Origin of the sequence: Caulobacter sp. 602-1, assembly GCF_003931565.1 — a bacterium.
In the GTDB taxonomy this organism is placed as follows: domain Bacteria; phylum Pseudomonadota; class Alphaproteobacteria; order Caulobacterales; family Caulobacteraceae; genus Caulobacter.
Genome location: NZ_RRYI01000002.1, coordinates 847,194 through 862,388 on the forward strand (window position 1 = coordinate 847,194; position 15,195 = coordinate 862,388).

The following is a 15,195-nucleotide window of genomic DNA, read 5'->3' on the forward strand; positions in this document are numbered from 1 at the left end:
ACGCCCAGGAGCGGGGTGGGAACTAGTCCAGTTTCACCAGCATCTTGCCCATGTTCTCGCCCGAGAACAGCTTGATGAAGGCGTCCGGCGCGCGTTCGACGCCCTCTTCGACGGTCTCTTTCCAGGTAATCTTCCCGGCCTTGATCCACTCGCCCATGTCCTTGGCGAACTGCGGATAGAGGTCGTAGTGGTTGGAGACGATGAAGCCCTCCAGGCGCAGGCTCTTGCCGACGGCCAGGATGATGTTGGACGGGCCTTCGGCCTTACCGGTCTCGTTGTATTGCGAAATCATCCCGCAGAGAGCGAAGCGGGCGAACGGACGGGCCGAGTTCAGCGCCGCCTCCAGGTGAACGCCGCCGACGTTCTCGAAATAGACGTCGATGCCCTTGGGCGCGGCCTTGGCCAGCTCGGCGACCACGTCGGGCGTGGCCTTGTAGTCGATGACGTGGTCGACGCCGATCGACTTCAGGAACGCGACCTTCTCCGGGCCGCCGGCCGAACCGATGACGGTGTGGCCCTTCAGCTTGGCGATCTGGCAGACGATCGAGCCGACCGCGCCGGCGGCGGCCGAGACGAACACCACGTCGCCTTCCTTCAGCGCCGCGATCTTCAGCAGGCCGACATAGGCGGTCATGCCCGGCATACCGGCGACGCCGAGGAAAGCCTGGGGCGGCACGCCTTGCGTGTCGATCTTGGTGATCGCGCCCATGCCGGCGGCGGCCAGCGCCTTGGGGTTGGCGTTGAACGCCTCGCGCCAGCCGAACATCGAATTGACGATATCGCCCGGCTTGAAGTCGGGATCGTTGGAGGCGACGACCTCGCCGATCGCGCCGCCCTGCAGGGCCTGGCCGATCTGGAACGGCGGCACATAGCTGGGACGATCGTACATGCGGCCGCGCATATAGGGATCGACCGACATCCAGAGGTTCTTCACCTGGATCTCGCCGTCGCCCGGCCCGGCCAGCTCGACCGTGGCCAGGTCGAAGTCGGAAACCTTGGGCACGCCCACGGGACGGCTCTTCAGGCGGATTTCGCGCGAGATGGTCATGGTCGTTCCTCCCTGGCTCATGGCCAGTGTTGCTAATTCAAACGAATGTTTAGCGCGTCCTTACGGAAGGCTCCAGTGCTTCTAAGCGTCGCCGAAGCGGAGTAGACAGCGGGCCATGACTCAGACCTTGCCTCCTTCCTCTTCCCTTCGGGCGGGCGTCATCGGCGCCGGCGTGTTTGGCGGCTACCACGCCAAGAAATACGCCGAGCTGGAGGGCGTCACCCTGGTCGGCGTGTTCGACATCGACCTGTCGCGCGCCCAGGCCCTGGCCGAGCCGCTGGGCGCGAACGGCTTCGACGACATGGACGCCTTCCTGGCGGCCGTTGACGTGGTCACGGTCGCAACCCCCGCCGTCCATCACGCCGAAGCGGCGCTGAAGGCGCTGAAGGCTGGCAAGCCGGTCTATTGTGAAAAGCCCCTGGCGGTGACGCCGGAGGACGCTGACCGGATGGTCGCCGCCGCCGCCAAGGCCGGGGTCCCGCTGGCCTGCGGTCATCAGGAACGGGTGGTGTTCCAGGCCATGGGTCTGCTGGACATTCCCGAGCAGCCGCTGCGCCTGGAAGCCGTGCGACGGGGCGTGCCTTCGGACCGCAATCTCGACGTCTCGGTGGTGCTGGACCTGATGATCCACGACATCGATCTCGCCCTGGCCCTGTGCGAGGCCCTGCCCATGACCGTGGACGGCGAAGGGGGGATCACCCGCTCGACCTCGCTCGATTGGGTGAAGGTCGAGGCGATGTTCGAGAACGGCTTCATCGCCGTGTTCGACAGCTCTCGCGTCGCCGAGACCCGCGAGCGGACCATGAAGGTCGTCTACCCGTCGGGCGAGGTCGAGATCGACTTCCTCACCCGCGCCTTCCGCAACACCACGCCGTTCCCGCTGATCGAGAACTTCACCGAGACCCCGGCCGGCAAGGATCCGCTGGGCCCGTCGGTCGCAGGCTTCCTCGCGGCCGTGCGCGGCGAGGCCCCCCGTCCCGTCGTGACCGGCGAGGAGGCGGCCCGGGCGCTGGACCTGGCGCTGGCGGTCGAGCAGGCTGTCGAGGGTTAGGGCAGGTCCGGCACGTCCTTGGCCACCCCGGCCTCGATCAGCTCGGCATCGACCGTTGGCGAGATGGTCTTGGCCGCGGCGATGTCGGCACGACCGCCGGGCACGTCGCCCCTGCTCAGCCTGGCCAGGCCGCGTCCGTACAGCGATCCGGCCAGCCTGGGCTGCAGCGTCAGGGCCTGGTCATAGCGCTTGAGCGCCTCGTCGAGCCGGCCCGTCCGCAGCGCCACCAGGGCGTAGCTGTCCCAGAAAGCGGCAATCCCAGGCGACATCTTCACCGCCTCTGCGCAATCGGCCTCGGCGCCGGCCAGTTCGACCTTGGACAGGGCGCGCGCCCAGCAGCGACTGTTGAGATTCTGACTGTTGCGCTCCAGCGCGACCATTCGATCGAAGACAGCGGCGGCCTCGGCGTTGCGACCGGCCTGGCGTAGGATTTGGGACTTGATCGTCAAGGCGCCGCTGCTGATCGGGTCCATGCGGATGGCTTCGTCGACATCGGCGAGGGCTTCATCGATTCTGCCCAGATGGCGATACGCGATGGCGCGGTTGACCAAGTTGATGCTCTGCTCGGGCTCCAGACGGAACGCTTCCTGCATCTCGACCAAGGCGTCAGCGTAGCGCATCTGGTCGACGAGCAACGCTGCCTTCACGCGATGCGAGGTCACGTTGCCGGGCATAAGCTTGATCGACGCTGCAATGGCCTGAAGCGCCTCGTCGGTCCGTCTCGCCTGCCGCGCTTCCTCGGCATAGTCGGACAGCACGCCAGCGTCGTCAGGATGGGCGGCGGCCACGGCGTCCATGGCCGCGAAGCCCTCATCGCGGCGGCCCTGCTTGATCAGCAGCCGGGCGCGGGCCAAGGCCAGCGCGGTGGTCGGATCGGTCTTTAGCCTCGCGTCGGCGAAGGCCAGGGCCTTCTTCGCGTCTCTGTCCGCGGCTAGGATGTCGAACTTCAACTGCGCGGCGTCCTTGGATCTTGGGTCCGCGACGAGGGCCTTGTCCAGAAGCTTCAGAGCTAGGTCCGTCTCGCCCTCGCCGCGCATGAAGCGTGCGCCGTCAGTGAGCTTCTGCGGATCCTTGCCCGCCCGCTCTTCGACGCTCGCCTTCATGACCGCGTTCGAGGGCAGCGGCTCGTCCTGGTAGACGAAAGACACCCGGTTATCGAAGGTCTGAAGCTGCTTGTTGGTCTCGCGCGCTTCGTCGGCGGTGATCTCCGGCGCCAGGGCGCGGCGGCTCATGATCGTGCGCAGGGTCTCTTGATGGGTGACGTTGTCACGATAAAGGACCGCGTCCCGGCGATACGCGACGCCGCCCATACGGATATCCATGTCCGAGGCGCGGAAGCTCCAGCTCTTGCCTTCGACGTGCGGCAGGCGGAGCACGGTGGTCCAGCGCCGATACGCGGGGAATTCGATGAGCCAAGGCGCATCCTGGTCCTGCTCGCGGCCGCGCTTGTAGGGGGCGGGCGGGGAGAAGCCAGCGTTTTGGATGTCCAGGCGGCGGCCTTCCGTCTCGTCGCCCTCCCACTCCAGCGGGCCTTCGCCGGTCATGGTCATGATCAACAGTGTCTGGGCCGGGTCGTAGGTCCAGCCGACAGTTTTGGGCTCGGCCCAGGTCTGGTCCTTAGCCCAGTAGTCGCGCTGGGCGCGTTCGGAGTCCTCGGGCGAGAGCTGGGACAGTTTGGCCTTCAGCATCAGGGCCTCGTCGCCCCGGAAGAACTCACGGGCCTCGATCTTGGCCGGCTTGTCGAACCCCGCTCGCGCGTCGATGTCTAGGATCTGGCCCGTCTCGGCTAGCATCGGCGCGTCGGGCTGAATACGCTCCACGGCCGCGTCCTTGGTCCGGATCGGCAGGGCCCAGCGCGAGGTTGGAGGCGTCAACTGGTCCAGGCGCTGGTCGCCGATCCGCGTGCCATCCAGCCAATAGGACTTGTCACCGATCCGCGCGCGCACCAGCACATGGTCGAAGGCGTTCAGCATTGGCAGCAGGCCTTCGATCGCATCGCCGCCCTGGCTGTTGACCAGCACCGCCTCGGCCGGAATGTCCAGTTCGCGCAGGAGGGCCAGCAGCAAGGCAGTCTTGGCCTTGCAGTCACCGAACTTGCGGGTCCATGTCTCGTCGACCGAGGCAGGACGATAATTGGCGTCGGCCAGGCCGACATAGACGTAGCGGATGCGCTCCTGCACCAGTTTCAGCGCCGCCTCTGCGCGGGCGGCCGGGTCCTGGGTCGAGACCGCGATTCGGGCCGCCTCGGCGCGGATGGGCGAGTTGGGGGCCGCCGTCTGCGCCACCTCGTAGAACGGCGCGAGGACCGAGGAGACCTCCGACCAAGAGGAGAAGCCGCTGAATTGCAGCAGGCGGCGGACATTGTAGCGTGGCGGGGCGCCGTCGGTCAGCACAACGGTCTTCGGATCGCGCAACTCGTAGCTCAGCAGGTTCTCACCGCCAGCCTGGATGGGACGAAGCTCGCCCAGGTCGCTGGAGGCGCGCCATTGCACGGCCTTGCCGGTCGGCCACAGGAGCCGCAGGCGGTAGGCTCCGGGCGCCCCCTGGGCCGGCAGTTGCAGAGCGCCTTGGGCGTGGTCGCCCAGGGTCGGGTCGCGCCGGCGGATGGTCAGGGCGAACTCCAGCTCGTCGCCGACCTGCAGCCCCGGCGCTTGCAGTGTCGCCGTCAGGTTGCCGTAGAGCATCGCCGCGGCGAGCTCGTCCTCGCGCTGGATCACCTTGAACCTGTTGGCGGCCAGAACATCGATCTCGCGGCCGTCCCGGATGATCTTCAGCCGGTGGATGCGGATGTCGTCCGAGCCGGGACTCCAGACCGCCGTCAGGTTGCCGATCGACAGGGCCTCGGGCCGGAGGATCTTGAACCGGTAGGCGGTGTAGAACTCGTCTCCGTCCGACGACAGCCGGGTCTGGTTGTCCAGATAGATCACTTGGAACGCGGCGCCCTCTTGCGCCGGAGAGCCGGTGGCGGCAGGCGAGGCAATGACCCAGGCGGGGGCCGGCCCGTACTGCACCGTCCGGGAGCCCGCGTGAGCGCCGCCGGCCAGGACCAGGGCGGCCATCGCCGCCAGACTCATCACACGCATCTACCGAACGCCCCCAAGCACCCCATCGTCCGGACAATAACCGTGAGAGCGGGTGAGGCAACTTTCGCGCTGCGATTTCGCCCGTCCTAACCTCCGGTGGCGCCTACAAGCTGACCTGCGCCCCCAGCTCCACCACGCGCCCGGGCGGCAGGTGGAAGAAGGTGGTCGGATCGGCCGCGTTGCGGGTCAGGAAGGTGAAGAGCTTGCGCTTCCAGGCGGGCAGGGCGTCGGTGCCCACCGACGGCACGATCGTGCGGCGGCTGACGAAGAACGACGTGCTCATGATGTCGAACTTGAGGCCCTGCTTGCGGCAGGCCGCCAGGGCCTGCGGGATGTTGGGGCTTTCCATATAGCCGTAGCGCACGGTGACCAGCGAGAAGCGGTCGTCGAGGGTCTTGGCCTCGATGCGCTGGTCGTCGGGCACGTAGGGTGTGGTCTCGTTGACCACTTTCAAGAGCACGTTTCGCTCGTGCAGCACCTTGAAGTGCTTGAGGCTGTGCATCAGGGCCGGCGGCGTCGTCTCCGGGTCCGAGGTCAGATAGACCGCCGTGCCGGGCGTCGCGGCGGCCGGACGGCGGGCGATCATCTCGCGGAAGTCGGCGAACGGCAGGCCGTCCTTGTTGAGCTTGGCCCGCAGGCGTTCGGTGGCGCTGACGAAGATCGACATCAGCAGGCACAGGCCCGCGCCCAGGGCCAGAGGGGCCCAGCCGCCGGTCAGCACCTTCAGCAGGTTGGCGACGAAGAAGGTCAGGTCCAGGGCGAACAGCGGCACGATCAGGGCCAGGGACGCCAGCAGGCTCCACTTCCAGACGTGGCGCACGACGATGTAGGCCAGCAAGGTGGTGACCACCATCGTGCCGGTCACCGAGATGCCATAGGCGTGCGACAGGGCGCTGGACGAGCGGAACGACAGCACCACCAGGACGACGCCGACGAACAGCAGCCAGTTGATCGGCGCGACATAGATCTGGCCGGCCTCGGTGGTCGAGGTGATCTTGATGTCCATGCGCGGCAGGAGGCCCAGCTGGATCGCCTGCTGGGTCAGGGAGAACGCCCCGGTGATCACCGCCTGGCTGGCGATGACGGTGGCGACCCCGGAGAACAGCACCAGGGCCAGCCGCCACTGGTGCGGGGCCAGGAGAAAGAACCAGTCCGCGTTGGGCAGGGCGGTCCCGGCGGCCTCGGCCGCGGCCAGCGCCTTCGAGGCGAGGGCCGCCTGGCCGAAATAGTTCAGGGCCAGCATCGGCAGGGCCAGGCTGAACCACGACATCTGGATCGGGCCACGGCCGAAATGGCCCATGTCGGCGGTCAGAGCCTCGGCCCCGGTGACCGTCAGAAACACCGCCCCCATGACCAGAAAGCCGGTCAGGCCGTGATGGGCGAGGAAATAGATGGCGTAGGTCGGCGAGATCGCCGCCAGCACGCTGGGGTCGTCCTTGATGTGCCACACGCCCAGAGCGCCCAGGCACAGGAACCAGCAGACCATGATCGGACCGAAGATGCCCGCCACCTTGGCCGTGCCCTTGGCCTGGAACGCGAAGAGGGCGGTCAGGATCACCAGGCTGGTGACGATCACCTCCTGCGTGCCGAACCAGCCGGAGAAGCCGCGGACCGACTTCAGGCCCTCGACCGCCGACAGCACCGAGATGGCCGGGGTGATCACGCCGTCGCCATAGAACAGCGCCGCGCCGATGGCGCCGAGGGCGAAGATCAGGCCCGTGCGGCCCTTGGCGCCCTGCTGGGCCAGCGCCATCAGCGACAGCACCCCGCCTTCGCCCTTGTTGGAGGCGCGCATGAGGAACAGGACGTACTTGACCGTCACGACCAGGATCAGCGCCCACAGCGCCAGGGACAGCACGCCCATGATCTCGGGACGGACCAGGCCGTCGCGGGCGGCCTCCTCCAGCGCGTCGCGGAAGGCGTAGAGAGGGCTGGTGCCGATGTCGCCGAACACGACGCCCACGCTGCCCAGCGCCAAAGCCCAGAAACGCGACGCCGCGTGGCCGTGGTGGGAAGCTTGAGTTGTCGGGGTGGCAGAGTCGGACGCGGCGAGGGGGTCTTTACCCGCCATGCAAGCTCGAAGCTCCAAAGCGCCGGCTCACGTCCGGCGGCGGCGATTTACGCTTGTCGCCGCGTCGCAGCAATCGAAATTCGACGGATCGGCATTCCGTTCCCGTGGGCGTGATCAGTCGTCGAGATCGAAGGGCAACTCGTCCTGGTCGGCGGCGGTGTCGCGGCGGGCCTTTGAAACGGGCTTGTAGGTCGGGGCCGCGGGCGGGACGAGGGGCTCGTCGTCCGCGTCGTCCCACGGCGGATCGTCAAACATATCGGGCTCGACAAGCGGCCTTGGCGCGGGAGCCGGAGCCGTCGGCCGCGAAACCGGCCGCGCCGGCGCGGCGCGCGGGGCGTCGTCGAACGAAGAGCGTCGAGCAAGCGGCGGCGGGGTGTCGGGCAGGGGCGGTGGCGCGCGGAAATCGTCCTCGTCGTCTTCGTCGTGATCGAAGGACACGGGCGGCTCTGGCGGCGGCGCGGGGCGGGCGGCGACTACCGGAGCGCCCTCTGGCTTCACGGGGCGCGGCGGCAGTGGCCGGCGGACGATGGCTTCGCAACGGGCCAGCCAGCGGTTGGCCTCCTGCACCAACTCGCCCGGCGAGCGGCTTTCACGGCGCTGCTCGTCGCCGGGCGCCCAGAGCTCGAGAGCGAAGTCGGGATGGCGCGGATCGTCGAAGATCAGGCGCAGGGTGACCGACTGGGCCTGGGGCGCGACATGGTCGATGGCGCGGCGGCCTTCGCCGCGGAAGACGCGGCCCATCACCTGACCGTCGACCAGCAACTCGGCGCCCATCAGCTCTTCCAGGCGATAGATCAGGCACCAGGCGCCTCGATCCCAGGCCACGGCCAGCAGGTTGGTCGAGAACGAGAAGCCGGCGCCTCGGCCCCGGCCGCGCGCCACGATGAAGCCTTCCGGGTCGCTTTTCAGCACATGGCGCAGGGCCCGGCGCAGGCGCCGGTCCTCGTCGCCGTACCAGATGGCCAGGCTGCCCAGGAACGTCACCGCCGAGCCGGCGATGGCCACGAACAGCAAAAGACGCGCGAGTTCGCTCATAGTGAGCCCAGGCTATCGAGAGTCCTGATTCCCGGACAGAGGGGCCATGAAGCCTCAGTCGCGGAAGTGACCGACGACCGGCACGTGGTCGGACGGCTTTTCCTTGTCGCGCTCGTCGCGGTGGATGACGACGTCGGTCAGCCGGTCGGCGGCCTGGGGCGAGCACAGCAGATGGTCGATGCGAATCCCCAGATTCCGGGGCCAGGCGCCGGCCTGGTAGTCCCAGAACGTGTAGCCGCCCGGCGCGCCGTCGACCTGCATGTAGGCGTCGGTGAGCCCGAGGTTCTTCAGCGCCCGGAACGCGCCGCGGCTCTCGGGCTGGAACAGGGCGTCGCCGAGCCAGGCCTCGGGATTAGCCACGTCCTCGGCTTCGGGGATGACGTTGTAGTCGCCCAGGATGACCAGCGGCTCCTCGAAGGCCAGCAAGCCCTGGGCGTGAGCTTGCAGGCGGCGCATCCAGGCCAGCTTGTAGTCGAACTTCTCGGTGCCGATCGGATTGCCGTTGGGCAGGTAGATGCCGACCACGCGGAACGGTACCGGCGCGGCGATCACCGCCTCGATATAGCGCGACTGCTCGTCGACCTCGTCCTCGGACAGAACCGGCAGGCCCTTGCGGACGTCCTCGACCGGGAACTTCGAGAGCAGGGCGACGCCGTTATAGGTCTTCTGGCCGTGGACGACGACGTTGTAGCCCAGCCGCTCGAAGGCCTCGGCCGGGAACTTCTCGTCGACGCACTTGATCTCCTGCAGCACGGCCACGTCCGGCGCTTCCGATTCGAACCAAGCCAACACGCCTTCCAGGCGAGCGTTGATCGAATTGACGTTCCATGTGGCGATACGCATTGACGGCTCCAGACTGCGGCGGGAGGCTAGAGCCCATGAAGGTCGCGCTCAAGCCGGCAGGCAAATCCATCGATCGGAGACAGCTGGCGCTGATGGTTCTGGCGACCGTCGCGTGCCTGGCCTTCGCCAGCGTCGGGGCGATCCTGGCCATCTTCACGCCTCTGGTCTTCGACCGGGCGGGCAACATGCTCAATCCGATCGCCTGGCTGGGCTTCGGCTTCGCGGCGCTGTTCTGGGTGGTGTGCCTGCTGGCCCCGCTGGCCGGCTGGATACTGTGGCGCAAGGGGCAGACGCCCTTCGCCTGGGCCGCCATGGCCGCGCCGCTGGCCTGGGGCGCGCTGACGCTGACCCTGCTGCAGTTCGTGCCGGCTTAGGTCCTGTGGCGCCTTCCGGGTGGCGAACCGAAGGCCAGTTCGCCTGAAGGCGCTCGCTAGATAGAGAAGCTGACCCCGCAGCCGCAGCTGGACTTGGCGTTCGGATTGCGGACGCGGAACTCCGCCCCGGCCAGTTCGTCGACGAAATCGATCTCCGAACCCTTGAGCAGGGCCAGGGAGACGACGTCGACCAGGGCCACGGCGTCGTCGCGCTCGACCTTGAGGTCGTCGTCCTCGACGGCGTCGACCAGATCGAAGCGATACTGGAAGCCGGAGCATCCGCCGCCATCGACGGCGACGCGCAACATCAGGGGGCGGCCCTCGCTGGCGGCGATGGCCTTGATCCGACGAGCGGCGTTTTCGGAAAGCGTTAAGTCTACTTGGGTCATGGCTGTGGAAAAGTCACCTTGAGCCTATATGAGGGTGACGCGGCCTCTACGGAAGGGGCCAAATCGTCCAACGCGATAAAGGCGGTTCATGACCTCGACCCCGTACTTCGTTCCGCGCGCCCCCTACGCCGAAGATCCGTTCAAGTCGCGGGGCCGCCGGTTCAAGGAGGACGAGAGCCGCACCCGGACGCCGTTCGCGCGGGATCGCGATCGCATCATCCACACCTCGGCCTTCCGCCGGTTGAAGGAGAAGACCCAGGTGTTCGTGGCCCACGAGGGCGACAACTTCCGCACGCGCCTGACCCATTCGCTGGAGGTGGCGCAGGTGGCGCGCTCGCTGGCCACGGCGCTCGGCCTGGACAGCGACCTCGCCGAGACCATCGCTCTTGGCCATGACATCGGCCATCCGCCGTTCGGCCACGCCGGCGAGGACGAGCTCGAACTGCAGATGAAGGACTACGGCGGCTTCGACCACAACGTCCAGACCTTCCGGGTCGTGACCGAACTGGAGCACCGTTATCCGGACTTTCTCGGGCTGAACCTGACCTGGGAGACCCTGGAAGGGATCATCAAGCACAATGGTCCGGTGACCAACAAGCTGGGCAAGCCGTCCTGGAAGGCGATCCAGAAGTACGACGCCGAGTACGACCTCGGCTTGAACACCTGGGCGTCGGCCGAGGCCCAGGTGGCGGCCTTGGCCGACGACATCGCCTACAACAACCACGACGTCGACGATGGCGTCACCGCGGGCCTGTTCACCCTGGACGAACTGATGGACGTGCCGCTGATCGGCCCGATCCTGGCGGCCGTGAAGAGCGAGCGCCCCGATCTCGACCCGCGCCTGACCCACCTGGAAGCCATCCGCCGCATGATCGGCGCGATGATCGACGACGTGATGGGCGAGACGCTGCAGCGCGCGGCGGCCACCGGCGTCGGTTCGGCCGACGATGTCCGGGCCCTGGACCACGCCCTGGTCGCCTTCTCGCCCGACATGGCCGAGGACCTGGCTCGCCTGCGCGCTTTCCTGCACGAACGCATGTACCGCCACTGGCGCGTCAACCGCACCCGCAGCCAGGCCCGCCGTATTCTGGGCGAAATGTTCGCGCTATTCCTGAAGGAGCCGGAGGTCCTGCCGACCATCTGGTTCGCCAAGTCGCAGAACCGCGACGAAGCTGGCCGCGCCCGCGTGGTATGCGATTACATCGCGGGCATGACCGACCGCTTCGCGATAGAAGAACACCGCAAGCTGTTCCACCTGGACGTCTGGAACTAGGCCTTCGGGCCAGGGATCCGGAACGTGGGCGCGAGCGGCCGATCGTCTGCCACCTGAGCGGGGCGGACGCTTCTTGGACGGGCCGCCGTTGGGTAACCTAGGGTCGCGCGCGTCTGATTCGATGCGTTCGACCTGTGCGCCCTTGTTTGGACGCCCGAGAGTATCTGGAGCCTAGCCGAGATGTCCGATCCGCACCGCGGGGCCTATACGCCGCCCACCGACGCGCCGCTGTCGTTCGATGCGCGTCAGCCCGTGCGAGGCGCGCGCCCGCTGCCCATGACCCTGATCATCAGCGCGGTGGTGCTGGTGACCCTCGTTGTCGGGGTGATCCTGGTCTATCGCGGCGGCGTGCGGAACCCGAACGATCCGCCGCAGGCCGTCGGGACCGAAGTGGCCCAGATGAAGACCCCGCCGCCGGCCGGCAGCCAGCCGCAGGATCCGGCCGCGGGTCTGCAGATCTATCACAACGAGGACCCGCAGCCCTCGGCCACCTTCGCCGCGCCGCCCGAGGCGCCGCAGGCTCGTCCGGCCGCGCCGGTCGCCAGCGCCCCGGTGCAGACCGCCGCCCTGCCGGCCGCCAAGCCCGCGCCGGCCGCGGCCCCGGCTCCGACCATCGAATCCCTAGCCACCGCCGCCGCCCAGAAGCCGGCGCCCAAGCCGGTTCAACTCGCCGCCGCCGCTCCCGCCAAGCCGGTCGCCGCGCCCCCCGCGACCGCATCGAGCGGTCCGGCCATGGTGCAGATCGGCGCGCTGTCGTCTCCGGCCCTGGCCGACAAGGCCTGGACCGACGCCACGCGCCTGGCCCCGGGCCTGGCCGCTGGCAAGGGCAAGAAGGTCGAGGCGATCGACAAGAACGGCACGACGCTCTACCGCACCTCGGTGACCGGCTTCGCTTCGCGTGAGGCGGCCAAGGCCTTCTGCGAGGCGATCTCGGCCTCGGGCAAGTCCTGCTTCGTCAAGTAAGGAGCTACCCCTTTGAGCACCTCTTCCGCCGCTATTCTCGGCTGCGCCGGGACGACGCTGACGGCCGAGGAGGTCGCCTTCTTCCGGGATGTGAAGCCGTGGGGCTTCATCCTGTTCAAGCGCAATATCGCCGATCCCGAGCAGGTAAGGGCGCTGACCGCCGCCCTGCGCGCCACGGTCGGCCGCGACGACGCCCCGATCCTGATCGACCAGGAGGGCGGCCGCGTCGCCCGCCTGCAGCCGCCGCACTGGCGCATCTATCCGCCGGGCCGCGCCTATGGCGAACTGGTCGCCAACGATCCGTTGACGGCGCGCGAGATCACCCGCCTGGGCTCGCGCCTGATCGCCCATGACCTGCGCGCGATCGGGATCAATGTCGACTGCGTGCCGGTGCTGGACGTGCCGGACCCCCAGGGGCACGAGATCATCGGCGATCGCGCCTATGGCGACACGCCCGAACAGGTGGCGACCCTGGGCCGCGCGGCCGCCGAAGGCCTGCTGGCCGGCGGCGTCCTGCCGATCATCAAGCACATCCCCGGCCACGGTCGCGCCCTGAGCGACAGCCACCTGGAACTGCCCGTCGTGAAGGCCAAGCTGCTCGAGCTGGAAATCCGCGATTTCGCACCGTTCCGGGTGCTGTCGGACATGCCGATGGCGATGACCGCCCACGTCGTCTACACGGCCATCGACCGCAACCGTCCGGCCACGACCTCGAAGAAGGTCATCCGGAAGATCATCCGCGAATCCATCGGCTTCGACGGACTTCTGATGAGCGACGACCTGTCGATGAAGGCGCTGAGCGGCGACTTCAAGCAGCGGGCCAAGGACAGCCTGTCGGCCGGCTGCGACGTCGTCCTGCACTGCAATGGCGACATGGTCGAGATGAAGGCCGTGATGTCCGGCGTCGGCCGGCTGGGCAAGGAGGCCCGCCGTCGGGCCCAGGCCGTGATGGGTCGCCTGGTCAAGGTTCCCGAGCCGTTCGACGCGGCCGAGGCGCGGGCCCGCTTCGACGCCGCCTTCGACGGCAAGTACGCTTGAGCACGGGCTTCCAGCCGACCTTCGACTTCGAGGCCGCCAACGAGGCGGCCGAGGACGGCGCGGCGCTGGTCATCGACATCGACGGCTACGAAGGCCCGCTGCACGTTCTGCTGGCCCTGGCGCGCAGCCAGAAGGTCGACCTGCTGCAGCTGTCGATCACCAAGCTGGCCGAGCAGTACCTGGCTTTCGTGCAGCAGGCGCGCCGCGTGCGGTTCTCGCTGGCCGCCGACTATCTGGTCATGGCCGCCTGGCTGGCCTATCTCAAGTCCCGCCTGCTGCTGCCCAAGCCCGAGCGCGCCAAGGCCGAGGAGCCGCCGGCCGAGGAAATGGCCGCCCAGCTGGCCTTCCGCCTGGCCAAGCTGGACGTGATGCGCAAGGCCGTCGAGGCCCTGAAGGAGCGCCCGATCCTGGGGCGCGACGTCTTCATGCGCGGCGACCCAGAGGCGGTGAGCATCGTTTCCTCGACCCGGCTCGAAGGCGACCTCTACGGCCTGATGAGCGCCTACATCACTCAGCGCAAGCGCGAGCACAGCCGCCACTACGCCCCGCGCCCGCCGACCGCCTATCCGCTGGAGGACGCCCGCGACCGCCTGCGCGGCCTGCTGCCGAAGATGCGCGACTGGACGATCCTCTCCACCGTCGCCCCGATCGAGCGGGCGCTGGAGGAGGAGGACGGCCCCACGCCCGCCTCCTACCTGGCCTCGACCCTGTCGGCCTCGCTGGAACTGGTCAAGGAGGGCATCCTTGAGGCGCGGCAGATGGAGCACTTCCAGGAGATCTACTTGCGGACCAGGGCGGAGCCGCTAGAGGTCGGCGAATGACCGTCGAGCTGGAACCTCTCTTCGTCGAGCGCTGCATCGAGGCCCTGCTGTTCGCGGCGGCCGAGCCGCTCAGCGATATCGACCTGGCCAAGCGCCTGCCGGAGGGCGCGGACATCGCCGCCGGCCTCGCGGGCCTGCGGACGCGTTACGAGGGCCGGGGAATCGAACTGGTCTGCGTGGCCGATCGCTGGCGTTTCCAGACGGCGACCGACCTGTCGTTCCTGATGACCGAAGAACGCGAGGAGCCGCGCCGCCTGTCCAAGGCCGCCCAGGAGACCCTGGCGATCGTCGCCTATCACCAGCCCGTCACCCGGGCCGAGATCGAGGCCGTGCGCGGGGTGCAGGCCAGCCGGGGCACGCTGGACGTCCTGCTGGAGCTGGGCTTGATCCGCATGCGTGGTCGCCGGCGCACGCCGGGCCGGCCGGTGACCTTCGGGACGACGGACGCCTTCCTGGAGCACTACGGCCTGGCCGCGCTGTCGGACCTGCCGGGCATCGCCGAGATGAAGGCCGCGGGCCTGCTGGAAATGAACCTGCCGCCAGGCTTCACCGTGCCCGACCCGCTAGGCCTGCGCGTCGATGACGAGGACCCGCTAGATCTGGACGACGGCGAACAGCCGGAATTCGCTCAGGACTTCCTGGGCGAGCCGGAGAAGGCGGATCGCTAGGCGAGGACGTCGGCGATCTGGCCGGTCTTGTCCTTCTTGTCCGGATCGTTCTGGACCTGCTGCTTGATCATGTCCTTGAGCTTTTGCTCGACCTTGGCCCGATCCTCGGGGCTCATCGCCTTGAGCTGCTCCTCGGTGACGCCCAGCTTTGCCAGCATCGCGGCCCGCATCTTCTGGGCCGGGGTCATCGCCTGGTACTTCAGGAACTCGTCCTTGGCGGACGTTTCGCCGATGGATGACGAATTGCTGGCGGACATGCCGCCGTAGGCCCCGGCATAGGCCGATGAGCCGATGGACGAAATGGACATGAAAACGCTCCCGAACCCCAGGGTGCGACACTTTGTGCAAGGCAAGGGCCACGGGCGGGAAGCTAGGCTTTACAGATCCTTAGCGGACAAGGGGGCGCTGAAGGCGTGGCCGGTCGGTCAACTCCGCCGAGCAGAACTTGCCCAGAGGACGCGCCGAGCTCCGCGACCTCGCGTCTCTCGGGTGAACGATGGTCGCCGGCCCCGCGAGCGCCTATATTCTTCGGCATGTT

14 protein-coding genes are annotated in these 15,195 nt (G+C 68.0%); 7 read left to right on the forward strand and 7 right to left on the reverse strand.

Features of this window, described 5'->3' with window-relative positions; genetic code table 11:
- Positions 1–22: 22 nt before the first annotated feature.
- Positions 23–1,048, reverse strand: coding sequence for an NADP-dependent oxidoreductase (locus EIK80_RS08570; protein WP_125156536.1), 1,026 nt, complete (start codon positions 1,046–1,048; stop codon positions 23–25).
- Positions 1,049–1,163: 115 nt separating this feature from the next.
- Here EIK80_RS08570 and EIK80_RS08575 point away from each other — a divergent pair, with 115 nt between their 5' ends.
- Positions 1,164–2,099 carry a Gfo/Idh/MocA family protein gene (locus tag EIK80_RS08575; RefSeq protein ID WP_125156537.1) on the forward strand — a complete coding sequence of 312 codons (936 nt, stop codon included), beginning with the start codon at positions 1,164–1,166 and terminating at the stop codon, positions 2,097–2,099.
- Here EIK80_RS08575 and EIK80_RS08580 read toward each other — a convergent pair.
- The 4 genes from EIK80_RS08580 to xth all read right to left on the reverse strand — a co-directional run bounded on the left by EIK80_RS08580 (position 2,096) and on the right by xth (position 9,131).
- Positions 2,096–5,182 (reverse strand): DUF3857 domain-containing protein, encoded by a 3,087-nt coding sequence (locus EIK80_RS08580; RefSeq protein WP_125156538.1) that lies wholly within the window; start codon positions 5,180–5,182, stop codon positions 2,096–2,098. The genes EIK80_RS08575 and EIK80_RS08580 overlap by 4 nt on opposite strands.
- Positions 5,183–5,285: 103 nt before the next feature.
- The gene (locus EIK80_RS08585) at positions 5,286–7,145 is read right to left on the reverse strand and encodes a potassium transporter Kup (RefSeq protein ID WP_233586494.1); all 1,860 of its coding nucleotides are present in this window, start codon (positions 7,143–7,145) and stop codon (positions 5,286–5,288) included.
- Between the two features lie 222 nt (positions 7,146–7,367).
- Complete coding sequence (locus tag EIK80_RS08590; protein WP_125156540.1) at positions 7,368–8,288, reverse strand: hypothetical protein; 921 nt, start codon at positions 8,286–8,288, stop codon at positions 7,368–7,370.
- Positions 8,289–8,342: 54 nt separating this feature from the next.
- Positions 8,343–9,131 (reverse strand): exodeoxyribonuclease III, encoded by a 789-nt coding sequence (gene xth / locus EIK80_RS08595; RefSeq protein ID WP_125156541.1) that lies wholly within the window; start codon positions 9,129–9,131, stop codon positions 8,343–8,345.
- Here xth and EIK80_RS08600 point away from each other — a divergent pair.
- A complete protein-coding gene (locus tag EIK80_RS08600) occupies positions 9,131–9,505 on the forward strand; it encodes a hypothetical protein (protein ID WP_125156542.1) in 375 nt (124 codons plus the stop codon). The two genes, xth and EIK80_RS08600, sit on opposite strands and share 1 nt — an antisense overlap.
- 56 nt (positions 9,506–9,561) lie before the next feature.
- Here the strand turns inward: EIK80_RS08600 and erpA are convergent, their stop codons facing one another.
- Positions 9,562–9,894, reverse strand: a complete 333-nt coding sequence (erpA, locus tag EIK80_RS08605; protein WP_125156543.1) for an iron-sulfur cluster insertion protein ErpA — start codon at positions 9,892–9,894, stop codon at positions 9,562–9,564.
- An 88-nt stretch (positions 9,895–9,982) separates the two neighbouring features.
- Here erpA and EIK80_RS08610 point away from each other — a divergent pair, with 88 nt between their 5' ends.
- From EIK80_RS08610 to scpB, 5 genes are all read left to right on the forward strand, one after another.
- On the forward strand, positions 9,983–11,167 hold the full coding sequence (locus tag EIK80_RS08610) for a deoxyguanosinetriphosphate triphosphohydrolase (RefSeq protein WP_125156544.1): 1,185 nt from the start codon (positions 9,983–9,985) through the stop codon (positions 11,165–11,167).
- A 180-nt stretch (positions 11,168–11,347) separates the two neighbouring features.
- Positions 11,348–12,130 carry an SPOR domain-containing protein gene (locus EIK80_RS08615; RefSeq protein WP_125156545.1) on the forward strand — a complete coding sequence of 261 codons (783 nt, stop codon included), beginning with the start codon at positions 11,348–11,350 and terminating at the stop codon, positions 12,128–12,130.
- Positions 12,131–12,142: 12 nt separating this feature from the next.
- Positions 12,143–13,168, forward strand: a complete 1,026-nt coding sequence (gene nagZ / locus EIK80_RS08620; RefSeq protein WP_125156546.1) for a beta-N-acetylhexosaminidase — start codon at positions 12,143–12,145, stop codon at positions 13,166–13,168.
- The gene (locus tag EIK80_RS08625; protein WP_125156547.1) at positions 13,165–13,989 is read left to right on the forward strand and encodes a ScpA family protein; all 825 of its coding nucleotides are present in this window, start codon (positions 13,165–13,167) and stop codon (positions 13,987–13,989) included. Before nagZ ends, EIK80_RS08625 begins: the two co-directional genes overlap by 4 nt.
- Positions 13,986–14,657: an SMC-Scp complex subunit ScpB gene (scpB, locus tag EIK80_RS08630; RefSeq protein ID WP_125156548.1), complete on the forward strand. Its 672-nt coding sequence runs from the start codon at positions 13,986–13,988 to the stop codon at positions 14,655–14,657. Before EIK80_RS08625 ends, scpB begins: the two co-directional genes overlap by 4 nt.
- On the opposite strand, the gene EIK80_RS08635 is transcribed toward scpB, so the two are convergent.
- The gene (locus EIK80_RS08635) at positions 14,654–14,965 is read right to left on the reverse strand and encodes a hypothetical protein (protein WP_125156549.1); all 312 of its coding nucleotides are present in this window, start codon (positions 14,963–14,965) and stop codon (positions 14,654–14,656) included. The two genes, scpB and EIK80_RS08635, sit on opposite strands and share 4 nt — an antisense overlap.
- Positions 14,966–15,195: the final 230 nt, after the last annotated feature.